Source organism: Pseudomonas sp. KBS0710, from assembly GCF_005938045.2.
Classification (GTDB): domain Bacteria; phylum Pseudomonadota; class Gammaproteobacteria; order Pseudomonadales; family Pseudomonadaceae; genus Aquipseudomonas.
Genome location: NZ_VCCF02000001.1, coordinates 263,388 through 284,032 on the forward strand (window position 1 = coordinate 263,388; position 20,645 = coordinate 284,032).

Consider the following 20,645-nt stretch of genomic DNA (forward strand, 5'->3'; position numbering starts at 1 on the left):
CCGCCATCGCAGGCAAGCCAGCTCCCACACTTATTTGTGCCAGACCTGAATCCTCTGCCCGCCGCAGTTCAAGTGTGGGAACCGGGCTTGCCCGCGATGGCGGTGGGTCAGCTGAGGATTTACTCACTGACCCACCGCTTTCGCGAGCAAGCCCGCTCCCACATTTTGTTTTGCAGTGAGCTTGCTGCCGTGTCCGCTTAGCTGCTCGGCGTCATTGCTTGCGTCAGATCATCCACCACGGCTTTGCCCATCTCACACAGGTAATGCGCGGCCCACGCGTATTGCTCTACACCCACACTCATGACGAATCTTGATGGCTAAGCTGATGAGGTTTCGCTTTTTCGCAAGTGGTGGGCTTAGTTAAATGGGCGCTCTAACTAACCACCTTAAAGAATCTCGATGATCATAAAAGGCAGTAATTTCAGCCAAGAGGTGTGCAGCCATGCAACAGCCTTTGTTGATGAACTACAAGGCACACCCACTCAACTTCCGGGCAACAAGCCGATGCCTATCAGTAATCCTGAGGTACTCGCTCTGATTTATTCCGGGGCGGACGTGACAGTTGATTCGTCTATGTTCTCGGCGTTGCAGCGTAACAGTCAGGCAATAGCGGCTCGAGATTCGAAGCGCCACGTAACGTTCCGGAATGCAGCGATGATTGATCAGTCAGAACGGTTAGCGCTGTCGAAAAATGCACCCATGGCTGTGCATTTCGATTTTTCTTGAGCGTTGTCTCGATACCTAAAATGAGCAAGTTATCAGACATGGCCTGCTAGACATTTGAAGTGTTCTTATCTCAAAAAGAAAAAGCCGAGCCCATGGACAACTCCGATATTGCGATCACGCTGGTCTTGATCTCTGCCTTCATGCACGCCACCTGGAACGCTGTAGTCCGCGCCGGTAGCAGTCGCTTCATGACCTTGGCCATGGTTGATGGTACCGCGCTAGTGATATGCCTGCTGGCCTTGCCATTTGTCAGTGTGCCGAGCCTGGAGGTTGGGGGCTATATCCTTGTCTCTGTGATGCTCAATACGGTCTATCGGCTATTTCTGATCAAGGCGTATGAAACGGGTGACTTCGGCCAGGTTTACCCCGTGATGCGTGGGGTACCGCCCGTATTGGTCGCGCTGTTTTCCTACTTTCTGCTGCATGAGCAGTTGTCACTCCAGGCTTTGACGGGAGTGTTGCTGATTTGTGTGGGGATTATCAGCCTGACCTTTGTGCGCAGGATGACGGCGCAGATGTTCAAGCCGATCCTGATGGCGGTGTGCGCCGGTGTGTTTATTGCGTTTTACACGGTGGTGGATGCCAAAGGTGTAAGGGCCAGTGAGACGGTCCTGCAGTACATCATCTACCTGACAGTGTTCCAGAGTATTCCGATCCCTGTGCTGGCGTTTTCCAAAGAGCGTTCAGCTTTGGCTCAAGCGATACGTGGGCATTGGAGGGTAGGCCTGTTAGGCGGTGTTTTTTACCTGGCGTCTTACGGATTGGTGTTGTTTGCGTTATCGCTGGATGCGGTCGCCAAGGTCTCAGCGCTGCGGGAAACCAGTGTTATTATCGGCGCCATTATTGCCGCGCTTTTCTTTCATGAACGGTTCGGTTGGCGACGGATGCTGTCGGCATTCGTCATTGTTTGCGGGATCATCTTGATCAAAGTGAGCACCTGATGGCCCAGCGTCCGCCTCCCACACCCATGCTTCAAGCGTTCGTCAGCGCAGCGCAAACGGGTAGTTTTGCGCGTGCTGCATCTGAGCTCAACCTCACCGCCAGTGCCATCAGTCATCAAATTGCGGGCCTTGAGGAGTGGTGGGGCCTGCAGTTGTTTGAGCGACACTCGCGCGGTGTCAAGCTGACGGCAGCGGGGCAGGCCTTATTGCCGGTAACCGACGGATTTTTCAAGGCGCTGGACGGGGTGCTGCATTCACTCAACCCCGGTAAATCCCAGCCGTTGTACCTCTCATGCACGTCTTCCCTCTGTTCGACGTGGCTGATTCCCAGAATGCACGGTTCTCACACTGAGGCCTCGTTCAACATTGACCTGGTGTTGACCAGCGCTGACATGAGCGGTGCCAGCCTGGAGGCTCATCAATACGATGTTGCGGTGGTGATGGGGTACGGTGACTACCCGGATCATCATGTTGAACTGCTGATGCGCGACGCGGTGTTCCCCGTTTGTTCGCCGGAGTTTCTGCGGTTGAAGGGTGATATTGCACTGGAAGATGTCGCCCGGTACCCGCTGATCCATCGGGTGGACGATCAGGTGTGTCCGGGTTGGGAAAGCTGGTTTGCATTTCAGGGGCTGGCGGCGCCGCCCTATCACCATGGGCCGCGATTTCCGGATTCGAGCCAGGCGATCAGTCTGGCGGTGAAGGGCACAGGGATTGCGCTGGGTAGAACTGCGTTGGTCTACGACCAATTGGAAGGCGGCACATTGGTTGCGCTGAATAGCCCAGTGATGATGTCGCCAGCGGCCTACTACATCATTTGCCGAAACGGACGACAGTCGGAGCCCGATATCGCTCGGTTAATTGATTGGCTCAAGAGCACCGCGGGTGAGTTTTTGCGGGAAGTGCGGGCTCGGTATCCGCAAATAGCTGGGGCTGGTGCGATTTAACTATGAGAACGATCTAATCCAGGCAATTCAGCCAGGGATTTATTGACTGACCCACCGCCATCGCAGGCAAGCCAGCTCCCACACTTATTTGTGCCAGACCTGAATCCTGTGCCCGCCGTAGTTCAAGTGTGGGAGCGGGCTTGCCCGCGATGGCGGTGGTTCAGACAATGATTTACTCACTGACCCACCGCTTTCGCGAGCAAGCCCGCTCCCACATTTTGTTTTGCAGTGTGCTTGCTGGCGTGTTCGCTTAGCTGCTCGGCGTCATCGCTTGCGTCAGGTCATCCACCACGGCTTTGCCCATCTCACACAGGTAGTGCGCGGCCCAGGCGTATTGTTCGCCGCGTACATCCATGGCGGCTTCCATGGCGAGTTTTTTGGAGTAGAACAGCAGGGTGGAGGCGTGTTCCAGGGCTTGCTCGATGGGCATGCCGGAGTTGACGCGGAACAGCGTTTTTTGGTTTTCGCCGTAGTCGCCGAAGGTGACGACGCCGAGGGTGGTGATAGAGGACAGCGGTGGATCGGGGACGATTTTGCTCATGATGATTGCTCTCTGCTGAAGTAGAGCTGCCACATCACATCGCTAAACATGAAGAGGGTGGCAGCTGTGTGCAGGTTAGCGATCCGGGCCAGAGCGCATCCCGGGTAGACTCGAAAGTCTCCCGCACACAGCCGCCATAAAACGCTAAAAGCTGACGAGAGCCAGCTGATACTGTTGGGGGCAGTGTCACGCCTGAAACCCGGATCGCTAAACCCGATCGCTGATGAGCAGCGAAGTCAGGAGGCTAGTGACCCAAACGGTAAGGCGCAATAGGGTAGAGAGTCTCTAGGAAACGTCCTGCAAATTAAAGCGAATCGTCGCTGATGGCCTTTTAATCCGCGAACCTCATCTCCCGCGTTTCCCCCATCAACAACCCCGCGTTCTGCTCCGTCACTTCCCTGATGTAATCCCACAGCAACGTAATCCGCTTCAACTTCCTCAAATCCTCCCGGCAATACATCCAAAACTGCCGCGTAATCGCAATCTGCTCCCCCAGCACCGGCAACAACCGTGGGTCCTGCGCTGCCAAGAAACACGGCAATATCGCCATCGACCGCCCCTGCTGCGCCGCCACGTACTGCGCGATCACGCTGGTACTGCGCAAACTCGCGCTGGCGCCGGGCACCACGTTGGCCAGGTACAACAGCTCCGAGCTGAACGCCAGGTCATCCACATAGCTGATAAACGGATGCTCAGCCAGATCCGCCGGTTTGCGGATCGGCGGGTGTTGGTCGAGGTAGTCCTGGGTCGCGTACAGCTGCAGTTTGTAGTCGCACAGTTTGCAGCACACATACGGCCCGTGTTCCGGGCGCTCCAGGGCGATCACAATGTCGGCTTCGCGTTTGGACAGGCTGATGAAGTGGGGCAGTGGCAGGATATCCACGGAAATGGCCGGATACGTATCGACGAAATGGCTCAACTGCGGCGTGACAAAAAAACTGCCGAAACCTTCGGTGCAGCCCATGCGCACATGACCGGACAGCGCCACGCCGGAGCCGGAAACCTGCTCGCAGGCCATGTGCAACGTGCTTTCGATGGACTCCGCATAACCCAGCAAACGCTGGCCTTCGGTGGTGAGTACGAAGCCGTTGGTCCGGGATTTTTCGAACAACAATGTGCCGAGCGACACTTCCAACGAGCTGATGCGCCGCGACACGGTGGTGTAGTCCACCGCCAGGCGCTTGGCGGCGACGCTGGCCTTGCGGGTGCGGGCCACTTCGAGGAAAAACTTCAGGTCATCCCAGTTCAGGGAGCCAAGCGAGGTGATGTTTTTTTGCATATTGGACCGGCTTTTATGTGCGTTCTTATTAGAGATTTGCACATCTATACTCCAAAAACAGTCCGAACGCCTCATTCTTCAAGGCGATTCAACGCCTTGGTTCTCTGCACAAATATAAGATTTGGAGACCACATGAACGCTTCTGCCGATATTTCCGTGCAACAGGTCAAGTTGCTGATCAACGGTGAATGGGTCGAGTCCAAGACCACCCACTGGCAAGACATCGTCAACCCGGCCACCCAAGAGGTATTGGCCAAAGTCCCTTTCGCCACCGCCGATGAAGTCAACGCCGCCATCGACGCCGCCCATCAAGCGTTCCAGACCTGGAAGCTCACGCCGATCGGCGCACGCATGCGCATCATGCTCAAGCTGCAAGCCTTGATCCGCGAACATTCCAAGCGCATCGCCGTAGTCCTCAGCGCCGAGCAGGGTAAGACCATTGCCGACGCCGAAGGCGATATTTTCCGTGGCCTGGAAGTGGTTGAACACGCATGCTCCATCGGCACCTTGCAGATGGGCGAATTCGCTGAAAACGTCGCCGGTGGTGTCGACACCTACACCCTGCGCCAGCCCATCGGCGTATGCGCCGGTATTACCCCGTTCAACTTCCCGGCGATGATTCCACTGTGGATGTTCCCGATGGCGATTGCCTGCGGTAACACCTTCGTCCTCAAACCGTCCGAACAAGACCCTCTGTCGACGATGCTGCTGGTAGAACTGGCGCTGGAAGCCGGTGTGCCGGCCGGGGTGCTCAACGTGGTTCACGGCGGCAAGGATGTGGTGGATGCGCTGTGTACCCACAAAGATATCAAGGCGGTTTCCTTCGTCGGTTCGACCGCCGTCGGCACCCACGTGTACGACCTGGCCGGCAAACACGGCAAGCGCGTGCAGTCGATGATGGGCGCCAAGAACCACGCCGTGGTACTGCCGGACGCCAACCGCGAACACACGCTGAATGCCCTGGTCGGTGCCGGTTTCGGCGCGGCGGGCCAGCGTTGCATGGCCACCTCGGTGGTGGTGCTGGTGGGCGCGGCCAAGCAGTGGCTGCCGGATTTGAAAGCGCTGGCGCAAAAACTCAAGGTCAATGCCGGCAGCGAAGCCGGTACGGATGTCGGCCCGGTGATCTCCAAACGCGCCAAAGCCCGCATCCTGGAGCTGATCGAAAGCGGCGTAAAAGAAGGCGCCAAGCTGGAGCTGGATGGCCGCGACATCAAGGTGCCAGGCCTCGAACAAGGCAACTTCGTCGGCCCGACCCTGTTCTCGGGCGTGACCACTGATATGCAGATCTACACCCAGGAAATCTTCGGCCCAGTGCTGGTGGTACTGGAAGTCGCCACGCTGGATGAGGCCATTGCGCTGGTCAACGCCAACCCGTTCGGCAACGGCACTGGCCTGTTCACCCAAAGTGGTGCGGCGGCGCGTAAGTTCCAGAGCGAAATCGATGTAGGCCAGGTCGGCATCAACATCCCGATTCCGGTGCCAGTGCCGTTCTTCAGCTTCACCGGTTCGCGCGGTTCCAAACTCGGCGACCTCGGCCCGTATGGCAAGCAAGTGGTGCAGTTCTACACCCAGACCAAAACCGTCACCAGCCGCTGGTTCGACGACGACACGGTTAACGATGGCGTCAACACCACCATCAACCTGCGCTGATTCCGGGAGACGACCATGAAGATTGCATTTATCGGCTTGGGCAACATGGGCGCACCCATGGCCCGCAACCTGCTTTTGGCTGGCAATAAGCTGAATGTATTCGACGTAAATCCAGGCGTGTTCAAGGAGTTCGCAGAACTGGGCGCCACCGTCGCAGGCTCACCGCGTGAAGCGGCACAAGGCGCGGAGCTGGTGATTACAATGCTGCCCGCCGCCGCCCATGTGCGCAGCGTTTGGCTGAACGAAGACGGTGTGCTCGCCGGGATGGGTGAAGGCGTGCCGGCCGTGGATTGCAGCACCATCGACCCGCAAACCATCCGCGAGGTTGCCGCTACGGCGGCCAAGCAAGGTGTGGTGATAGCTGATGCTCCAGTCTCTGGCGGCACCGGTGGTGCTAGCGCAGGGACCCTGACCTTCATGGTCGGCGCCACCCCGGAACTGTTCGCCACCCTGCAACCGGTGCTGGCGCAGATGGGCCGCAATATCGTGCATTGCGGCGACGTCGGCACCGGCCAGATCGCCAAGATCTGCAACAACCTATTGCTCGGCATCAGCATGGTCGGCGTCAGCGAGGCCATGGCCCTGGGTGATGCGCTGGGCATCGACACGCAAGTGCTGGCCGGCATCATCAACAGCTCCACCGGGCGCTGCTGGAGTTCCGACACTTACAACCCATGGCCGGGCGTGATTGAAACTGCGCCGTCGTCCCGTGGCTATACCGGTGGTTTCGGCGCCGACCTGATGCTCAAAGACCTGGGCCTGGCCACCGAAGCCGCGCGCCAGGCCAAGCAACCGGTGATCCTCGGCGCCGTGGCCCAGCAGTTGTATCAATCGATGAGTCAGCGTGGGGAAGGCGGTAAAGACTTCTCGGCCATCATCAACAGCTATCGCAAACCCAAGTAGGGGCGTTTCCGAGAGCCCGCGTCCGGCGGGTTCTCGGGTTTTTGCTTCTCAGGCAAACACGAAATACTTACGCACTGTCTCGACCACTTCCCACGTGCCCTTCATGCCGGGCTCTACCACAAAGATATCCCCAGCCCGTAGGTGAATCGGCTCCATGCCTTCTGGGGTGATCACGCAGTAGCCTTCCTGGAAGTGGCAGTATTCCCACTTCACGTATTCCACGTACCACTTGCCCGGTGTGCAGATCCACGTGCCCATGATCTTGCTGCCGTCTTCGCTGGTGTAGGCGTTGAGGTTGACGGTGTGCGGGTCGCCCTCGAGCTTTTCCCACTTGCAGGCATCCAGGACAGGTAGCGGATGGGTGTCGCGCAGTACGGTGATGGGCTTGGACATGATGGCTCCGAGGCAGGGAATGGAAGCGTTCACCCTAAGGCCTTGGGCGTTGGGCCAGTGGTCTGAACTCGACATCGGGATGCCCAGAAGCGCAGGCAAATGCGATCTCTCAGACACTGTGCAGTCCCTGTGGGAGCCGGGCTTGCCCGCGATAGCGGAGTGTCAGGTGCTGGAGATGCAAGCTGTGCCGCCGTCATCGCGGGCAAGCCCGGCTCCCACAGGGGATGGAGGAATTCTTGTGTGATAGGTTTGTGCGGTAAACCGCTGTTTCCTCGCAGTAACTGCGAAAGATTTCCCGCCTTGCGCTGGAATTAGCAAGAAAATGCACAGCCCGCCCTCGTATCATTCACCCAAGAACGAGTGAGAGCCTTGCAATGAACCCAATAAAAACGTGGTGGGATATCAGCCCGCCCTTGAGCACGGCGACCCCGACCTGGCCGGGCGATACGCCGTTCCAGGAAGAGCGCGTTTGGCAGTTTGGCCCGCAGTGCCCGGTGAATGTGGGGCGCGTGACGTTTTCGCCGCACACCGGCGCCCATGTGGACGCGCCGCTGCATTACAGCGCCGACGGCGCGCCGATCGGCGAGGTGTCGCTGGATGTGTACATGGGCCCGTGCCGGGTGTTGCATTGCCTGGGCAGCGGCGCGTTGGTGCAGCCGCATCAATTGCAAGGGCGTGTGGATAACTTGCCTGAGCGCGTGCTGCTGCGCACTTATCCACAAGCGCCGCTGACCGAATGGGACTCGAACTTCACCGCCATCGCACCACAAACCATTGAGCTGCTCGCCAGCCTGGGCGTGCGCCTGATCGGTATCGACACGCCGTCCCTGGACCCGCAACAGTCCAAGACCATGGATTCGCACAACGCCGTGGCCCGCCATGGCATGGCGATTCTCGAAGGCATCGTGCTCGATGACGTGCCGGAGGGCGACTATGAGTTGATCGCACTGCCGCTGCGCTTTGCCAGCCTGGACGCCAGCCCCGTCCGTGCCATTCTCCGCCCGCTCAAGGAGCCCACGCGATGAGCCAGTGTCCCTTTTCACCTGATTACCAGCCGCCGGAAGAATGGCATAACGCCGAACTGAATTTTTCCGAGTCCATGAGCTACGGCGACTACCTGGACCTGGGCAAAGTCCTCAGCGCCCAGCACCCGCTGTCGCCCGATCACAACGAAATGCTGTTTATCATCCAGCACCAGACCTCGGAGCTGTGGATGAAACTGATGCTCCACGAACTCAAGGCCGCGCGCGAGCACGTACGCCTGGGCGAGTTGCCGCCTGCCTTCAAGATGCTGGCGCGGGTGTCGCGGATCTTCGACCAACTGGTGCATGCCTGGGCGGTGCTGGCGACCATGACGCCGTCGGAATACAAGGCGATTCGCCCGTTCCTGGGGCAGTCCTCGGGGTTCCAGTCGTTCCAGTACCGCGAGATCGAATTTATCCTCGGCAATAAAAGCGCAGCGCTGTTGCGCCCGCATGCGCATCGCCCGGAGTTGTTGAACGAGTTGAAAGTGGCGATTGCCACGCCGTCGTTGTATGACGAGGCGATCAATCTGATGGTTAAAGCAGGTTTGGCGATTGACTCCAAACGCGCCGAACGCGACCCGACGGCGGCCACGGTTCACGATGAGTCGGTGGAGGCGGCGTGGCGCGAGGTGTATCGCGACCCGAGCCGGTATTGGGATTTGTATCAGTTGGCCGAGAAGTTCATCGACCTGGAAGACTCATTCCGCCAGTGGCGCTTTCGGCATGTGACCACGGTGGAGCGCATCATCGGCTTCCAGCCCGGTACCGGTGGCACGGAAGGCGTGGGTTACCTGCGCAAGATGCTCGACACGGTGTTGTTCCCTGAGCTTTGGCGAGTGCGTTCCACGCTATAAAAAAAGCCCCGGAATCCCGGGGCTTTCTACATCTGGAATGCATTCAACTGTGGGAGCTGGCTTGCCTGCGATAGCGGTGTGTCAGCCAGCCGATCCACTGACTGACCCACCGCCATCGCGGGCAAGCCCGGCTCCCACAGGTATCACTGTGCGTTCACTACCGCATTGCCGTTGCGCACCCGCATCCGGTAAGCGATATAGATAATCCCCACCCAAACCGGCATCGCATACACCGAGTTGTTAATCCCCGGGATCGCCAGCATCACGCTGATGATCATCACCATGAACGCCAGGCACAGGTAGTTGCTGAACGGGAACCAGAAGGTCTTGAACGACGGCGTCACGCCTTGCTCGCCCATGGCCTTGCGGAACTTGATGTGGGTGAGGCTGATCAGCGCCCAGTTGATCATCAGCGAGGCAACCACCAGCGCAAACAGTAGTTCCAGTGCACTGTGCGGCGCGACGTAGTTGACCACTACGCACAGCATCGTCACCAGGGCCGAAATGGCCAGGGCACGAATCGGCACGCCTTGCTTGTTGAGCTTCATCAGCGCTTTGGGCGCATCGCCTTGCTCGGCCAGGCCGAACAGCATGCGGCTGTTGCAGTACACGCCGCTGTTGTACACCGACAGCGCCGCGGTCAGCACCACGAAGTTGAGGATGTGTGCGGCGGTGTCGTTACCGATCAGCGAGAAGATCTGCACAAACGGGCTGCCGCTGTAGGCATCGCCCGACGCGCCGAGGGTTTGCAGCAGCTGATCCCACGGGTACAGCGACAGCAGCACGGTCAGTGCGCCGACGTAGAAAATCAGGATGCGGTACACCACCTGGTTGATCGCCTTGGGGATCACTTTGCGCGGCTCGCTGGCCTCGGCAGCGGTGATACCCACCAGCTCCAGGCCGCCGAACGAGAACATGATGAAGGCCATCGACATCAACAGCCCCATGCCGCCATTGGGGAAGAACCCGCCGTGGCTCCACAGGTTGCTCACCGAGGCTTGCGGGCCGCCGGTGCCGCTGAACAGCAGGTAGCAGCCGAGCACGATCATGCCCACAATCGCCACCACCTTGATGATCGCGAACCAGAACTCGGCTTCACCGAAGAACTTCACGTTGAGGGTGTTGATCAGGTTGACCGCGACAAAGAACACCAGCGCACTGACCCAGGTCGGGATCTCCGGCCACCAGAACTGGATGTATTTGCCCACGGCGGTCAGTTCGGCCATGCCCACAAGCACGTAGAGCACCCAGTAGTTCCAGCCGGCCAGGAAGCCGGCGTAGCCGCCCCAGTATTTGTGCGCGAAGTGGCTGAAGGAGCCGGCCACCGGTTCTTCGACGATCATCTCGCCAAGCTGGCGCATGATCAGGAACGCGATAAAACCGGCAATCGCGTAACCCAGGATCATCGACGGCCCCGCCGACTTGAGCACCCCGGCCGAGCCGAGGAACAACCCTGTGCCAATCGCCCCTCCCAAGGCGATCAACTGAATGTGCCGGTTCTTCAGGCCACGCTTGAGGCCCACCGGGTTAACCATGTCATCCGCCATTAACATTCCCTTCTACTTGTTTTTCTTGAGGGTGAGTGCACGCCGCATCAACCCCTCAGAACTGCTGAGGGGTCAGATATTACTCTGCGTAAACTTTTCGTAATACAGCTGAACGCCATCAAGTGCCTGATCCGCCAGCCATTGCTGCACGGATTCGACCATTGGAGGGGGGCCGCACAGGTACATATCCGCCGAACCGTCCCGCAATTCGGCCAGGTCGAAATGCTCGGTGAGGTAACCGCGTTTGCCGGGCCATTCGGGTGATGGAGCGCTGAGCACTTCGGTGTAGCGCAAACCGGGGATTTTCGCTGCATAGGCTTGGATGCGTGTTGCTTCACACAAGTCCTCGGCCCCGCGCACGCCGTAATACAAGTGCACCGGCTGGTTGCAGCCGTTGGCAGCCAGCTCATCGAGCATGCCCAGCAAGGCCGACAGGCCAGTGCCGCCGGCCACCAGTATCAGCGGCCGGGTGACATGCCTGAGGTAGAAGGCACCCAATGGCGCCTCCATCAGCATTTCATCACCGACCTGGCATCGCTCGCGCAGGTAGTTGCTCATGACACCATCGGGCAACAGCCGCACCAGAAACTGCAGTTGATGACCCGGCCGGTTGGCAAAGGAGTACGAACGCCAACTGTCGGTGCCAGGCACCGCCAGGCGCGCATATTGGCCGGGCAGGAAGTCCAGCGGATTGTCCAATGTCACCTGCAAAATCGCCGTGCTGGCCGACACCTGCTGCACTTCGCTGACCCTGCCGCGCACCTGCACCGGCCCCGGCGCATTGCACAGGCTTGAATTAAAATCGAAGTAGAACGTAGCGTCGGACTGCACGCGGGTCTGACAACTGAGCATCTTGCGTTGCTTGAGGTCGAGGCTGGAGAGGGCTTCTTCGTCGACATAATCCTGGGTGTAATCACCAGATTCGCAGCGGCCCTGGCAGGTGCCGCACACGCCTTCACGGCAATCGAGCGGGATCTTGATGCCGTTGCGCAATGCCGCATCCAGCAGGATTTCATTCGCGCCCACCGGGAAAAACAGGGTCTTGCCGTCGGCAAAACTGAAGGCCACTTTGTGATTCATTTGGAAAGCTCCGGTGCTTTAGAGGTGATAGAAATCCAGCACCGAATTGATCGTGTCGTTGAGCAACAGTGCATGCTTGCGGGTGATCAGCCAGCTGTCGCCCTCCGGCCTGAGGTGGTAAGTGGCAGGCCCGTAAAACTGCTCCGACGTGGCCAGGCGATAAAACAGCGTGTGCCAGTTCAGCTTCACCTCCAGCGTGCCGTCTGCCTGCTCGGCGATCCGCACGTTGTTGATCAAGTGCAAGGTGCGCGGCATCGGCGTGGCCGACGCGGCCTTGCCGGTGCGCAGGCGGAACACGCGGTCTTCCAGGCCCGAACGGTTGGCGTAGTAGATCAGCGACATCTCGCGCTTGGGGTCGCGGGTGTAGACGTGTTCCGAGTCCCATTGCGGCAGGTGGAACTCGCTCTGCGGGTCGAACAACTGCACATAGGCGTCCCAGTCCTGGGCGTCGCACAGCTCGGATTTGCGATAGAAAAATTGCTCGATCCGGTACTGCAATTGGGCATCCATCACTTCACCTCCCGCAGTGTCAGCGCTTGCTGGTCCAGGCCTTTGAGCAGAAATTGCTGCCAGTTGCGATGCTGGTTCACATACAGGCCTTCGTGGGTGAACTCGGTGCCGGTCATGGCCGGTTGAATGCCGATGGCTTCGCTGTTCGGCGTCGGGCCGGTTTCCCAGCGATGGCTGCCGCGTGAGATATCGCTCCAGCGCTCCAGGCGGCCCTGGAAACCGCGCTGGGCTTCGCGAAACTCCACCAGATCATCCGGCGTGCCCATGCCCGACACGTTGAAGAAATCCTCGAACTGGCGGATGCGGTTTTCGCGGTCGGCATCCGACTCGTTTTTCACCCCCAGGCACTGGCTGATGATCTCGGTCTTGTTCCACGCCACCGGGCGGATGATGCGCAGCTGCGAGCTGATCTGGTCGAGAAAGAACAGGCTCGGGTAGATGTTCAGGTTGCGCAGGCGGTGCATCATCCACTCGGCTTTCTGCTGGCCGTGTTCATCCACCAGGCGCGGCATGATGGTGGCGTAGCCCGAGCGCACGCTGGGGTTGGGCATGTCGCTGAACAACACACTATGGCCGTTGTTGAAGGCGAACCAGCCGTCATCGGTATTCGCGTCACCGGCCCCGAGTTTGCTGTAGTCCAGTGTGCTGGCGGACGCGCTGCCGTTTTCGGTATTCACCTGCTGGCGATGCTGCACCGTGGCCACGTAGTTGTAGTGCACGGTGCTGACGTGATAACCGTCCAGGCCGTTTTCGTTTTGCAGCTTCCAGTTGCCGTCGTAGGTGTAGGCGGATTTGCCCGGCAGCACTTCCAGCTCACCGGTGGCCGACTGCGCAACCATCATGTCGAAGAACACTTTGGCGTCACCGAGGAAGTCTCCCAGGCTGTCGGTGCCTTGCACGTTGAGGCTGATGAACACAAAGCCCTTGTAGCTTTCGATACGGGCTTTTTTCAGGCCGCGTGTGGCTTTGTCGAAACCTTCCGGGTATTCGCCCGGCGCCTTGACCTTCACCAGCCGGCCGTCGCTCTTGTAGCACCAGGCGTGGAACGGGCAGGTAAAGGTCGATTGGTTGCCCTTGCCGACGCGCGTCAGTGTGGTGCCGCGATGCTGGCAAGCGTTGATCAGCGCATTGAGTTGGCCTTCACCGTCGCGTGTGATGATCATCGGCTGGCGCCCGGCGCGCATCGTCACGAAGTCGTGGTTATTGGCCAGTTCGCTTTCGTGGCAGGCGTAGATCCAGTTTTTTTCGAAGATCAGTTCCATCTCCAGATCAAACAGTTCTGGCTCGGTGAACATGTCGCGGGCGATGCGAAACACTTCATCCACCGGCCGAAAGTCCAGGCAACCTTCGATAAACGTTTTCCACTGCTCGACGCTTCTTGCACCACTCATGGGAGGCACCTTTTTTGATAGGGGCTAATCGGTGGGGTATTAGAGGCAGTGGGGCAGGGCGCGGGCTATCCGCTTAATGGGTGAAGGCAGGCCGCAAAATTGGGCAGCAAATACCCAGTTCAGTGCGCCCAGGTGACGCCATGCGCTACTGTCATACCAAGGGTAGGTCGCAAATGCCTGCGGCTTATCCACATAGTCGACGGTTGCTATCCACCCCGTTGCATTCAGGCGGGCGTGGCGTAGAACTTGCTGTCGATTGCTAACGACGCGCCGCCAGAGCGCGCAACCGCCTAACCGCCGTGGGTGCCCCCTGATGAGTAGCCATACACGCGAAATCCATATTCAACGCTTCGACCTGGAAGGCGCCTGCAGCTGGATGTCCGGTATTTGCGGGCCGCATCGCCTGGCGACGTCTACTCCCGAGCGCCTGCGTTTTCACCACAGCGCCAATGTATTCAAGTCCCGCGCCACCACTTTGGGCGTGATCGAATATGGCACTGACGTGACCATTGATATCGAAGACGCCGAGCACTTCAGCAGCTACAGCTTGAGCCTGCCCTTGGTGGGCGAGCAGGAGTTGAGCAAGAACGGCGAGCGCCTGAGTTCCAACCGTGACCAAGGCGTGATTTTGTCGCCCAACGAACATCAGGTGCTGGCGATCTCCGGTGATTGTCGCAAGTTGCAGGTGGTGATCACGCGGGCGGCGATGAGTGAGTCGCTGGAAGGGTTGCTGCAACGGCCGATTGAAGCGCCACTGCGTTTTGAGTCGGTGATGGATGCCGTGGACGGCGCTTCTGCGTCGTGGTGGCGCATGGCGCGCTATTTTATTGCCGAGCTTGAGTGCAGCAGCGAGTTGTACGAGCAGGCGGCGTTTACGCGGGATCTGGAAAGCTCGTTGATCAAGGGGTTGATCCTGGCCCAGCCGAACAACTATTCAGAAGAATTGCGCGACGTGCTGGGTGTGAAACTGCCGCATTACCTGATTCGGGCGCGGCAGTACATTCATGACAATGCCCGCGAAGCCGTGCATTTAGAGGATCTGGAAGCCGCTGCCGGTGTGTCGCGGTTCAAGCTGTTCGATGCGTTTCGTAAATACTTTGCGCTGTCGCCGATGGCTTATCTGAAGAAGTACCGGCTGGGTGTCGTGCGCCAGGAAATCCTTGAACACGGTTCAATCCGCACCATCTCCGAGATCGCGCTGGGCTGGGGCTTTACCCACTTGGGGCGGTTTTCGGCGGAGTACCGCAAACTATTCGATGAATCCCCCAGCCAAACCCTGCAGCGCAAACGCCTGCGCAGTCTCTGAACCGGATGAAGATCAAAATGTGGGAGCGGGCTTGCTCGCGAATGCGGTGTACCAGTCAATGCATGTGCTGGCTGACCCACCGCATTCGCGGGCAAGCCCGCTCCCACAATAGATCTGTACTGTTTGGCAGAACTCAGATCAATTCTTCAACCAACTGCAAACAATGACTCAGCCCCGGCGACTGATCATTCACCCGCCGGCTCAGGATAATCGGCGAGGTCGCTGTGGCTTCCACAATAGGCGTGTAGCCGATATCCGCCCGGTGCAAAACCTGCACCGAGGCCGGCACCAGCGTCACGCCCATGCCCGCGCCCACCAGCCCGATCGCCGTCTGCAACTCGTTGGTCCACTGCGCCACCTTGAGGCTCAAGCCATGGGCATCGAACAGCGCAATCACATGGTCGGCATAGCTGGGGCGCGGGTTGCCGGGGTAGAGCACAAATGGCTCTGCGGCCAATTGCGCGAGGGTGGCGGGCGTTCCGAGCAGCGGATGACCGGCGGGCAATACGGCCACCAAGCGATCTTCTACCAGCACGCGCTGGACGATGGCCGGGTCGTCGATGCGAATGCGCCCGAAGCCCACATCAATACGCCCGGCCTTGAGCGCCTCGACTTGCTGCAAGGTGGTCATCTCCGACAACCCCAGTTCCAGCTCCAGCGCCTCATGGTTGCGCAGCCGCCGAATCAATTCGGGCAGCACGCCGTACAAGGTCGATGGCGCAAAGCCGATGCCCAGCCAGGTCTTTTCGCCCTGGCCAATGCGCCGCGTGGTGTCGCAGACCTTGGCCAGTTGTTCCAGCAGCACATTGGCGTGCTCATAGAAAAACCGCCCGGCCGCGGTCAGCCGCAACGGTCGGCCGCGTTCCAGCAGAATCACGCCCAGTTCATCTTCCAGTTGCTGGATCTGCCGGCTCAATGGCGGCTGAGCGATGTGCAGGCGAACGGCTGCGCGGGTGAAGTTGAGGGTTTCACCCAGCACCTGGAAATAGCGCAGATGACGCAGTTCCATGACGGCTCCTTTCATACCTTGAGGGTATTGTGCGAGACCCATTCTATATTGGAAGCCTTTAAAAATACGGCACAGAATCGGCTCAAATCTAAAAATAACCCAACGGGTATAGCCATGCCGATTTGCGCCATCGAGTCGATCGAGACCATCATCGTCGACCTCCCCACCCTTCGCCCGCACAAGCTGGCGATGCACACCATGCAAAACCAGACGTTGGTGATCATCCGCCTGCGTTGTACCGACGGCCTCGAAGGCATCGGCGAGTCCACCACCATCGGCGGCTTGAGCTACGGCGACGAAAGCCCGGACAGCATCAAGGTCAACATTGACCGTCACTTCGCGCCGCTGCTGATCGGCCAGGACGCGAGCAATATCAACGCGGCCATGTTGCGCCTGGAGCGCAGCATTCGCGGCAACACCTTTGCCAAGTCCGGCATCGAAAGCGCGTTGCTCGACGCCCAGGGCAAACGCCTGAACCTGCCCGTGAGCGAGCTGCTCGGCGGGCGTGTGCGCGATGCGATGCCGGTGGCCTGGACCTTGGCCAGCGGCAACACCGAACAGGACATCGCCGAGGCCGAAAAGATGCTCGACCTGCGCCGCCATCGCATCTTCAAGTTGAAGATCGGTGCTGGAGACGTCAGCCGCGACCTGGCCCATGTGCTCGCGATCAAAAAAGCCCTGGGCGAGCGCGCCAGCGTGCGTGTCGACGTCAACCAGGCCTGGGATGAAGCCGTGGCCCTGCGTGCCTGCAAGGTGCTGGGCGATAACGGTATAGACCTGATCGAGCAGCCTATTTCGCGCAACAACCGCAGCGGCATGGCCCGGCTCAACCTGTCGAGCCCGGCGCCGATCATGGCCGACGAGTCCATCGAATGTGTCGAAGACGCCTTCAACCTGGCTCGCGAAGGCGCGGCTTCAGTGTTCGCGCTCAAGATCGCCAAAAACGGCGGCCCACGTGCGGTGTTGCGCACCGCCGCGATTGCCGAAGCGGCGGGCATCGGCCTGTACGGCGGCACCATGCTCGAAGGCGGCATCGGCACGTTGGCGTCGGCGCATGCCTTTCTTACGCTGAACACGCTGGCGTGGGGCACCGAGCTGTTTGGCCCGCTGCTGCTCACCGAAGACATCCTCAGCGAGCCGCCGGTGTACCGCGATTTTGAGCTGCATGTTTCCACCGCACCGGGCCTGGGCCTGGCCATTGATGAAGAGCGCTTGGCGTTCTTTCGTCGTGACAAACACTAAGAGGCGCCTGCCATGTTGTTCCACGTAAAAATGACCGTGAACCTGCCGCTGGACATGCACCCCGAGCGCGCCGCCACTCTCAAGGCTGAGGAAAAAGCCCTGGCACAGCGCCTGCAACAAGAGGGCAAATGGCGCCACTTGTGGCGCATCGCCGGGCACTACGCCAATTACAGCGTGTTCGACGTCGACAGCGTGCAAGACCTGCACGACCTGCTGATGCAACTGCCGCTTTTTCCCTACATGGCCATCGAAGTGAACGCCCTGTGCCGGCACCCTTCGTCGATCCATGAGGACGACCGTTAAGCCCGTTTGCACCCAATAATTACAAGATGAGGATTTGCACCATGTCCATCCGACTGTCCCAGACTGCCCATGCCCAGGCGTTTCTCGAAGAAGCCAGCGGCAACCATAACGACGGCGGCAACCCGCGCGCCAAGGCGCTGATCTACCGGATCCTGCGCGATACGGTAAACATCATCGAAGACCTGGAGGTGACCCCGGAAGAGTTCTGGAAGGCGGTCAACTACCTCAACGAACTGGGCAAGAATCAGGAAGCGGGTTTGCTCGCCGCAGGCTTGGGCCTGGAGCATTACCTGGACTTGTTGATGGACGCTGCGGACCAAGAGGCCGGCAAATCCGGTGGCACGCCACGTACCATCGAAGGCCCGCTGTACGTGGCCGGCGCGCCGCTGAGCCACTACGAAGCACGGCTGGACGATGGCAAGGACGACGCGGTGCCGCTGTTTATGCGCGGGCAAGTGCGGGGCACCGATGGCAAGCCACTGGCGGGCGCGATTGTGGATGTGTGGCAGGCCAACACGGGTGGCACCTATTCGTGGTTTGACCCAACGCAATCAGAATTCAACCTGCGCCGACGCATCGAGACCGATGCCCAGGGCAACTACCGGTTTCGCAGCATCGTGCCGTCGGGCTATGGCTGCCCGCCGACCGGGCCGACGCAGCAGTTGCTCGACCAGTTGGGGCGCCACGGGCAACGGCCGGCGCATATTCACTTCTTTATCTCGGCGCCGGGGCACCGGCACCTCACCACGCAGATCAACCTGTCGGACGACCCGTACCTGCATGATGATTTTGCCTACGCGACGCGCGATGAATTGATCGCCGAGATTCGCTTTAGTGAGGATCAGCAATTGGCGCGGGAGTTTGGAGTGCAAGGGCGGTTTGCGCAGATTGATTTTGACTTTGAGTTGCAGCTGGCAGACGCGCCGGTAGAGCAAAAGCGCATGCAGCGCGTGCGCGCCCTCGAAGACTGATTAAACGCAGTCAAAAAAATATGGGAGCTGGCTTGAAGCCAGCTCCCATAGGGTTTCTGTGGTGTGGCTGGCTATTTGCGGATGACCAGGTCCAACACCTCATCCCGATCCTTGATCTTCTGCAACACAATCTCCGAACGAATATCCATCACCCCGGCCGTGCGGTTCAGGTGGTTCACGATAAAGTCGGAAAAGTGCTTGAGGTTGCGCGCCTGTACGCGCAGCACATAGTTGCTGGCACCCGTAATCACATAGGCGCTGGCCACCTCCGGCCAACCTTGCACCTTCTTGATAAAGGTCTCGTGCCAGTCCTCCACATCCTGGCGCAACGACAGGTGCACGATGGCCTCCAGCTCAATCCCCAGCTGCTCGGCATTCAACACGGCGCGGTAGCCGCTGATGATTCCTTCGCTCTCCAGCAGGCGCAAACGGCGCAGGCAGGCGGAGGGCGACAGGGCGACTTTTTCCGCCAGTTCCTGGTTGCTGATGCGCCCATCCAGTTGCAAAAAATGCAGGAGGCGCAGGTCGGTGGCGTCGAGAATCATGCTTAGAATAAATCCGCGTGTTTTGGGGTTAAATTCGAATTTCCTACAGCTTAATTAGCCTGTTACCCACCACTTTGCACGAAAATTCTCTAAAACTTCGTTCATTATTTGGTCCATCCTTACTTATAAAAATCAGGACGCCCCATGACCTCTCGAAGCCACTGCCAAGCCCTCGACGCCCAGGACCCGCTGGCGCCACTGTGTCAGCAGTTTGCCTTACCCGCAGGCGTGATCTACCTCGACGGCAACTCCCTGGGCGCACGGCCGGTGGCGGCGTTGGCGCGCGCCCAACAGGTGATCGCCGAGGAGTGGGGCAATGGCCTGATTCGCAGCTGGAACAGCGCTGGTTGGGCGGATTTGTCTCAACGCCTGGGCAACCGCCTGGCGCCGCTGATCGGCGCGCGCGACGGTGAAGTGGTGATCACCGATACCACCTCGATCAACCTGTTCAAAGTGCTCAGCGCCGCCTTGAGCGTGCAGCGCCAACGCGAGCCTGGGCGCAAGGTGATTGTCAGCGAGGCGAGTAACTTTCCAACCGATCTGTACATCGCCGAAGGCCTGACCGAGTTGCTGCAACAGGGCTATTCCCTGCGGCTGGTCAACAGCCCGGACGAACTACCCCAGGCCATCGACCAGGACGTGGCAGTGGTGATGCTCACCCACGTCAACTACAAGACCGGCTACATGTACGACATGCAGGCGCTCACTGCCTTGAGCCACGAATGTGGCGCGCTGAGCATCTGGGACCTGGCGCATTCGGCGGGCGCGGTGCCCATCGATCTGCATCAAGCCAGTGCTGACTATGCGATTGGCTGCACCTACAAATACCTGAATGGCGGGCCGGGCTCGCAGGCGTTTGTTTGGGTCAACCCGGCGTTGGTGGACGTGGTGCGCCAGCCGCTATCGGGTTGGTTTGGCCACACGCGCCAGTTCGCCATGGAAGCTCACTACGCGCCAAGCGCCGGCATCGCGCGCTACCTGTGCGGCACACAACCGATCACCTCGTTGGCGATGGTCGAATGCGGCCTGGAGATTTTTGCCCAGACCGACATGGCCAGCCTGCGCAGCAAATCTTTGGCCTTGACCGACCTGTTTATCGCCCTGGTCGAAACCCGTTGCGCCGCCCACGGCCTGGTGCTGATTACGCCGCGTGAGCATGCCAAGCGCGGCAGCCATGTGAGTTTTGAACACCCTGAAGGTTATGCGGTGATCCAGGCCTTGATCGCCCGTGGCGTGATTGGTGATTACCGTGAGCCGCGCATCATGCGCTTTGGGTTTACGCCGTTGTATACGAGCTTTACCGAGGTATTTGACGCTGTAGAGATCCTCGGCGAAATCCTCGACAACCACACCTGGGATCAGCCGCAGTTCAAATTGCGCAACAGCGTCACTTAAGTACAACACGAATCAAAATGTGGGAGCGGGCTTGCTCGCGAATGCGGTGGATCAGCGAGCAAATGCATTAACTGACACACCGCATTC

The 20,645-nt window shown here is 59.3% G+C and carries 21 protein-coding genes and 1 pseudogene; 12 read left to right on the forward strand and 10 right to left on the reverse strand.

Annotated elements, in window-relative coordinates; genetic code table 11:
• Window positions 1-197: 197 nt before the first annotated feature.
• Window positions 198-302: pseudogene (locus FFI16_RS01180) on the reverse strand (DUF3077 domain-containing protein); the annotation flags it as partial.
• A 97-nt stretch (window positions 303-399) separates the two neighbouring features.
• Here FFI16_RS01180 and FFI16_RS01185 point away from each other — a divergent pair.
• The 3 genes from FFI16_RS01185 to FFI16_RS01195 all read left to right on the forward strand — a co-directional run bounded on the left by FFI16_RS01185 (window position 400) and on the right by FFI16_RS01195 (window position 2,614).
• Complete coding sequence (locus FFI16_RS01185) at window positions 400-726, forward strand: hypothetical protein (RefSeq protein ID WP_138813844.1); 327 nt, start codon at window positions 400-402, stop codon at window positions 724-726.
• 92 nt (window positions 727-818) lie between these two features.
• Complete coding sequence (locus FFI16_RS01190) at window positions 819-1,667, forward strand: EamA family transporter (protein WP_138813845.1); 849 nt, start codon at window positions 819-821, stop codon at window positions 1,665-1,667.
• Window positions 1,667-2,614, forward strand: coding sequence for a LysR substrate-binding domain-containing protein (locus FFI16_RS01195; protein ID WP_138813846.1), 948 nt, complete (start codon window positions 1,667-1,669; stop codon window positions 2,612-2,614). Before FFI16_RS01190 ends, FFI16_RS01195 begins: the two co-directional genes overlap by 1 nt.
• 250 nt (window positions 2,615-2,864) lie before the next feature.
• Here FFI16_RS01195 and FFI16_RS01200 read toward each other — a convergent pair whose 3' ends face one another.
• Both FFI16_RS01200 and FFI16_RS01205 read right to left on the reverse strand, forming a co-directional pair.
• Window positions 2,865-3,155 carry a DUF3077 domain-containing protein gene (locus FFI16_RS01200; RefSeq protein ID WP_138813847.1) on the reverse strand — a complete coding sequence of 97 codons (291 nt, stop codon included), beginning with the start codon at window positions 3,153-3,155 and terminating at the stop codon, window positions 2,865-2,867.
• 331 nt (window positions 3,156-3,486) lie between these two features.
• Window positions 3,487-4,434: a LysR family transcriptional regulator gene (locus tag FFI16_RS01205; RefSeq protein ID WP_017137973.1), complete on the reverse strand. Its 948-nt coding sequence runs from the start codon at window positions 4,432-4,434 to the stop codon at window positions 3,487-3,489.
• A 132-nt stretch (window positions 4,435-4,566) separates the two neighbouring features.
• Here FFI16_RS01205 and FFI16_RS01210 point away from each other — a divergent pair, with 132 nt between their 5' ends.
• Both FFI16_RS01210 and mmsB read left to right on the forward strand, forming a co-directional pair.
• Window positions 4,567-6,084, forward strand: a complete 1,518-nt coding sequence (locus FFI16_RS01210) for a CoA-acylating methylmalonate-semialdehyde dehydrogenase (RefSeq protein WP_138813848.1) — start codon at window positions 4,567-4,569, stop codon at window positions 6,082-6,084.
• A gap of 15 nt (window positions 6,085-6,099) precedes the next feature.
• Window positions 6,100-6,987: a 3-hydroxyisobutyrate dehydrogenase gene (gene mmsB, locus FFI16_RS01215; RefSeq protein ID WP_138813849.1), complete on the forward strand. Its 888-nt coding sequence runs from the start codon at window positions 6,100-6,102 to the stop codon at window positions 6,985-6,987.
• Between the two features lie 48 nt (window positions 6,988-7,035).
• Here mmsB and FFI16_RS01220 read toward each other — a convergent pair whose 3' ends face one another.
• Window positions 7,036-7,380 (reverse strand): cupin domain-containing protein, encoded by a 345-nt coding sequence (locus tag FFI16_RS01220; protein ID WP_003230905.1) that lies wholly within the window; start codon window positions 7,378-7,380, stop codon window positions 7,036-7,038.
• Between the two features lie 374 nt (window positions 7,381-7,754).
• Here FFI16_RS01220 and kynB point away from each other — a divergent pair, with 374 nt between their 5' ends.
• Window positions 7,755-8,405, forward strand: coding sequence for an arylformamidase (gene kynB / locus FFI16_RS01225; protein WP_138813850.1), 651 nt, complete (start codon window positions 7,755-7,757; stop codon window positions 8,403-8,405).
• Complete coding sequence (kynA, locus tag FFI16_RS01230) at window positions 8,402-9,259, forward strand: tryptophan 2,3-dioxygenase (protein ID WP_138813851.1); 858 nt, start codon at window positions 8,402-8,404, stop codon at window positions 9,257-9,259. The genes kynB and kynA overlap by 4 nt, the downstream gene beginning before the upstream one ends.
• Window positions 9,260-9,402: 143 nt before the next feature.
• Here the strand turns inward: kynA and FFI16_RS01235 are convergent, their stop codons facing one another.
• The 4 genes from FFI16_RS01235 to antA all read right to left on the reverse strand — a co-directional run bounded on the left by FFI16_RS01235 (window position 9,403) and on the right by antA (window position 13,787).
• Window positions 9,403-10,806 (reverse strand): amino acid permease, encoded by a 1,404-nt coding sequence (locus tag FFI16_RS01235; protein ID WP_138813852.1) that lies wholly within the window; start codon window positions 10,804-10,806, stop codon window positions 9,403-9,405.
• 72 nt (window positions 10,807-10,878) lie between these two features.
• Complete coding sequence (gene antC / locus FFI16_RS01240) at window positions 10,879-11,886, reverse strand: anthranilate 1,2-dioxygenase electron transfer component AntC (protein WP_138813853.1); 1,008 nt, start codon at window positions 11,884-11,886, stop codon at window positions 10,879-10,881.
• An 18-nt stretch (window positions 11,887-11,904) separates the two neighbouring features.
• Window positions 11,905-12,396, reverse strand: coding sequence for an anthranilate 1,2-dioxygenase small subunit (gene antB, locus FFI16_RS01245; protein ID WP_138813854.1), 492 nt, complete (start codon window positions 12,394-12,396; stop codon window positions 11,905-11,907).
• Complete coding sequence (gene antA, locus FFI16_RS01250; protein ID WP_138813855.1) at window positions 12,396-13,787, reverse strand: anthranilate 1,2-dioxygenase large subunit; 1,392 nt, start codon at window positions 13,785-13,787, stop codon at window positions 12,396-12,398. The genes antB and antA overlap by 1 nt, the downstream gene beginning before the upstream one ends.
• Window positions 13,788-14,100: 313 nt before the next feature.
• Between antA and FFI16_RS01255 the strand changes: the two genes are divergently transcribed.
• Window positions 14,101-15,093 (forward strand): helix-turn-helix domain-containing protein, encoded by a 993-nt coding sequence (locus FFI16_RS01255; RefSeq protein ID WP_138813856.1) that lies wholly within the window; start codon window positions 14,101-14,103, stop codon window positions 15,091-15,093.
• A 133-nt stretch (window positions 15,094-15,226) separates the two neighbouring features.
• Here FFI16_RS01255 and FFI16_RS01260 read toward each other — a convergent pair whose 3' ends face one another.
• Complete coding sequence (locus FFI16_RS01260) at window positions 15,227-16,102, reverse strand: LysR family transcriptional regulator (protein WP_138813857.1); 876 nt, start codon at window positions 16,100-16,102, stop codon at window positions 15,227-15,229.
• A 114-nt stretch (window positions 16,103-16,216) separates the two neighbouring features.
• Here FFI16_RS01260 and FFI16_RS01265 point away from each other — a divergent pair, with 114 nt between their 5' ends.
• The 3 genes from FFI16_RS01265 to catA are packed head-to-tail and all read left to right on the forward strand — an operon-like array spanning window position 16,217 to window position 18,618.
• Window positions 16,217-17,344, forward strand: coding sequence for a muconate cycloisomerase family protein (locus FFI16_RS01265; protein ID WP_138813858.1), 1,128 nt, complete (start codon window positions 16,217-16,219; stop codon window positions 17,342-17,344).
• Window positions 17,345-17,356: 12 nt separating this feature from the next.
• Window positions 17,357-17,647, forward strand: coding sequence for a muconolactone Delta-isomerase (gene catC / locus FFI16_RS01270; RefSeq protein ID WP_138813859.1), 291 nt, complete (start codon window positions 17,357-17,359; stop codon window positions 17,645-17,647).
• Between the two features lie 41 nt (window positions 17,648-17,688).
• Window positions 17,689-18,618, forward strand: a complete 930-nt coding sequence (gene catA, locus FFI16_RS01275) for a catechol 1,2-dioxygenase (RefSeq protein ID WP_099489673.1) — start codon at window positions 17,689-17,691, stop codon at window positions 18,616-18,618.
• Between the two features lie 71 nt (window positions 18,619-18,689).
• On the opposite strand, the gene FFI16_RS01280 is transcribed toward catA, so the two are convergent.
• Complete coding sequence (locus FFI16_RS01280; protein ID WP_123715915.1) at window positions 18,690-19,163, reverse strand: Lrp/AsnC family transcriptional regulator; 474 nt, start codon at window positions 19,161-19,163, stop codon at window positions 18,690-18,692.
• Window positions 19,164-19,307: 144 nt separating this feature from the next.
• Between FFI16_RS01280 and kynU the strand changes: the two genes are divergently transcribed.
• Window positions 19,308-20,558, forward strand: coding sequence for a kynureninase (gene kynU / locus FFI16_RS01285; RefSeq protein WP_138813860.1), 1,251 nt, complete (start codon window positions 19,308-19,310; stop codon window positions 20,556-20,558).
• The last annotated feature ends 87 nt before the right edge of the window (window positions 20,559-20,645 follow it).

Bases quoted from the DNA above. Each gene is read 5' to 3' on its own strand.
- FFI16_RS01255 (WP_138813856.1), top strand. From the start codon at position 14,101: ATGAGTAGCCATACACGCGAAATCCATATTCAACGCTTCGACCTGGAA.
- catC (WP_138813859.1), top strand. From the start codon at position 17,357: ATGTTGTTCCACGTAAAAATGACCGTGAACCTGCCGCTGGACATGCAC.
- FFI16_RS01265 (WP_138813858.1), top strand. From the start codon at position 16,217: ATGCCGATTTGCGCCATCGAGTCGATCGAGACCATCATCGTCGACCTC.
- mmsB (WP_138813849.1), top strand. From the start codon at position 6,100: ATGAAGATTGCATTTATCGGCTTGGGCAACATGGGCGCACCCATGGCC.
- kynA (WP_138813851.1), top strand. From the start codon at position 8,402: ATGAGCCAGTGTCCCTTTTCACCTGATTACCAGCCGCCGGAAGAATGG.
- FFI16_RS01205 (WP_017137973.1), bottom strand. From the start codon at position 4,434: ATGCAAAAAAACATCACCTCGCTTGGCTCCCTGAACTGGGATGACCTG.
- antC (WP_138813853.1), bottom strand. From the start codon at position 11,886: ATGAATCACAAAGTGGCCTTCAGTTTTGCCGACGGCAAGACCCTGTTT.
- FFI16_RS01235 (WP_138813852.1), bottom strand. From the start codon at position 10,806: ATGGCGGATGACATGGTTAACCCGGTGGGCCTCAAGCGTGGCCTGAAG.
- FFI16_RS01195 (WP_138813846.1), top strand. From the start codon at position 1,667: ATGGCCCAGCGTCCGCCTCCCACACCCATGCTTCAAGCGTTCGTCAGC.
- FFI16_RS01280 (WP_123715915.1), bottom strand. From the start codon at position 19,163: ATGATTCTCGACGCCACCGACCTGCGCCTCCTGCATTTTTTGCAACTG.
- FFI16_RS01190 (WP_138813845.1), top strand. From the start codon at position 819: ATGGACAACTCCGATATTGCGATCACGCTGGTCTTGATCTCTGCCTTC.
- FFI16_RS01210 (WP_138813848.1), top strand. From the start codon at position 4,567: ATGAACGCTTCTGCCGATATTTCCGTGCAACAGGTCAAGTTGCTGATC.
- antA (WP_138813855.1), bottom strand. From the start codon at position 13,787: ATGAGTGGTGCAAGAAGCGTCGAGCAGTGGAAAACGTTTATCGAAGGT.
- kynU (WP_138813860.1), top strand. From the start codon at position 19,308: ATGACCTCTCGAAGCCACTGCCAAGCCCTCGACGCCCAGGACCCGCTG.
- FFI16_RS01260 (WP_138813857.1), bottom strand. From the start codon at position 16,102: ATGGAACTGCGTCATCTGCGCTATTTCCAGGTGCTGGGTGAAACCCTC.
- catA (WP_099489673.1), top strand. From the start codon at position 17,689: ATGTCCATCCGACTGTCCCAGACTGCCCATGCCCAGGCGTTTCTCGAA.
- FFI16_RS01200 (WP_138813847.1), bottom strand. From the start codon at position 3,155: ATGAGCAAAATCGTCCCCGATCCACCGCTGTCCTCTATCACCACCCTC.
- FFI16_RS01185 (WP_138813844.1), top strand. From the start codon at position 400: ATGATCATAAAAGGCAGTAATTTCAGCCAAGAGGTGTGCAGCCATGCA.
- antB (WP_138813854.1), bottom strand. From the start codon at position 12,396: ATGGATGCCCAATTGCAGTACCGGATCGAGCAATTTTTCTATCGCAAA.
- kynB (WP_138813850.1), top strand. From the start codon at position 7,755: ATGAACCCAATAAAAACGTGGTGGGATATCAGCCCGCCCTTGAGCACG.
- FFI16_RS01220 (WP_003230905.1), bottom strand. From the start codon at position 7,380: ATGTCCAAGCCCATCACCGTACTGCGCGACACCCATCCGCTACCTGTC.